Raw genomic sequence first — 2,220 nt, forward strand, 5'->3', positions numbered from 1 at the left:
GATATCGCGTGGGCGTGGGGGGGGGGGCGGCGGGGCACCGGACCCCCCCGCGCCCCCCCCCCCCCCACGCCGCCTGGCCGACCCTCCAGGTACGCGTGTTGCGGGGCGAAGACCTTGAACGAGGCGGGTTCGCCGAGGGCGGGCAGCAGCACCCGGGAGAACTCGAACGGGACGGGCGCGCCGAGCCGGCCGGGCGCCACCTTGACGTGCTCGCCCGCGCCCTCCAGGTTCTCCACCACGTAGGTGGCGGAGGTGCTGAAGTTGGACAGCCGCCAGTAGTCCTCGGCGGCGGTGACCTCCCCCGCGCGCCGGGAGACGCCCTGGTCGGGCAGCGGGATGGGGGCCGGGCGGCCGGGCTCGCCGCGCCCGAACACCGCGGCCTCGCCGGGGCCCATCCGCAGCAGGCCGGGCGGTTCGCCGGGTGCCATCACGGGCCCCCGGTCGGGCAGTTGCACGATGACCGTGTCCACGCAGACACCTCCGTGGTTCGGGTCGATGCTAACGGCCCGATTCACCCCGACGGCAGTTCGCCACTCGGACGAGTGAAGGGACACCGCCAACCCGGGCCGGGCGTCGCCGAGTTGCCCGCAGGCCTCCCACCTGGCGGTCCGTCGACCGCCCGACAGGCGGTTGCAGCACGTAGTTGAATGGTCACCTTGAGTGTGACGCAACACACACACGACATGACCACGTTCTGTGCAAGACTCATCTCAAGGAGTGAGATCCCCTTAATTTCCAAGGAGGTTCATATCATGCGCGCTCGGATCGCAGCTGTGACGATGATGGCGGCAGGGATAGCAGGCCTGGCGGCCGGACCGGCCATCGCGGCCCCGGCGACGACCGAGAACGAAGCGGTGGCCTGCGCCGCCGTGCTCAACACGCCCTGCATCTCGCACCAGCACGACGGCGAGGGCTTCTTCGGCGTCGCCCAGGTCTCCGCCGACTCGCGCCAGTTGACGATGGTTCAGGTCGAGGTGCGGACCCAGAAGGCCTGGGGCAGCCCGTGGGAGACGGTCGCCTCCGCGACCACCGTGCGCCTGGGCTCCGCAAAGGCGGTCACCCCGCGCGTCGTCACCACCGACCTGCGGATCATCTGCGCCACCGCCGGCCCGGCGCTGGAGGCGACCCGGCAGGTCACCACCTGTACCAACCCGTTCTGACGGACCCCGCCGCTCCACCAGCACCGAGGTCCTCGATCGACCCGACCCACCCCACCGCCGGGGCGTCCGCGCCCCGGCTCCAGGGCCGGCCGCCAGCGCACCCGGCGGCCGGCCCGTCGGCATGTGCAGCCCCGCAGAGCGGCTCCGACCAGGGCCCGAGTGGACCTGGGGCACCCGTTCACGGCAAACTGGTCTAGACCTCAAGGGTCTAGACCAAGCACCCGGCTCAGAACGGTGGACCAGTATGGAAATCGTGATCGTCCCTGACGCCTCAGCGGCCGGCGAACTCATCGCCGCGGCGATCACCGATCTGCTGACCGGCAAGCCCGAGGCCCTGCTCGGCGTGGCGACCGGCTCGACGCCGCTGCCGATCTACCAGGCCCTCGCCGAGCGGGTCCGCGACGGCCGGCTCGACGCCTCCCGGGCGCGCATCTGCCAGCTCGACGAGTACGTCGGCCTGCCCGCCGGCCACCCCGAGTCCTACCGCTCGGTGGTGCTGCGCGAGGTCGTCGAGCCGCTGGGCCTGACCGAGGACTCCTTCCTCGGCCCGGACGGCAACGCGACGGACATCGCCGCGGCGGCCGCCGACTACGACCGCGCGCTGGCCGCGGCCGGCGGCGTGGACCTCCAGCTGCTCGGCATCGGCACCGACGGTCACATCGGCTTCAACGAGCCCTGCTCCTCGCTGGCCTCCCGGACCCGGATCAAGACGCTCACCCGGCAGACCCGCGAGGACAACGCCCGGTTCTTCGACAGCCTCGACGAGGTCCCGCACCACGTCATCACCCAGGGCATCGGGACCATCCTGGAGGCGCGCCACCTCGTCCTGCTCGCCACCGGCGAGGCCAAGGCCGAGGCCGTCGCCCTCTCCGTCGAGGGGCCGCTGTCCGCCGCCGTCCCCGCCTCGGCGCTGCAGCTCCACCCGCACGCCACCGTGGTGGTCGACGAGGCCGCCGCCTCCGGCCTCAAGCTCGCCGACTACTTCCGCGACACCTACGCCGCCAAGCCGGCCTGGCAGAAGCTCTGAGGTCGGCGGGGGCCGGGCGGGGGGCCGGCGCAG

At 72.7% G+C, this 2,220-nt stretch carries 2 protein-coding genes and 1 pseudogene; 2 read left to right on the top strand and 1 reads right to left on the bottom strand.

All coding sequences use genetic code 11. The features are described 5' to 3' along the window. Window positions 1-470 (bottom strand): annotated as a pseudogene (locus ACFV61_RS24050) (hypothetical protein); the annotation flags it as partial. Between the two features lie 282 nt (window positions 471-752). Between ACFV61_RS24050 and ACFV61_RS24055 the strand changes: the two are divergent. Next, a complete protein-coding gene (locus ACFV61_RS24055; RefSeq protein ID WP_380493803.1) occupies window positions 753-1,160 on the top strand; it encodes a hypothetical protein in 408 nt (135 codons plus the stop codon). Window positions 1,161-1,404: 244 nt separating this feature from the next. Beyond that, window positions 1,405-2,187 (top strand): glucosamine-6-phosphate deaminase, encoded by a 783-nt coding sequence (locus ACFV61_RS24060; protein ID WP_371522117.1) that lies wholly within the window; start codon window positions 1,405-1,407, stop codon window positions 2,185-2,187. Window positions 2,188-2,220: the final 33 nt, after the last annotated feature.

It is taken from the genome of Kitasatospora sp. NPDC059817, assembly GCF_042731835.1.
Taxonomy (GTDB): domain Bacteria; phylum Actinomycetota; class Actinomycetes; order Streptomycetales; family Streptomycetaceae; genus Kitasatospora.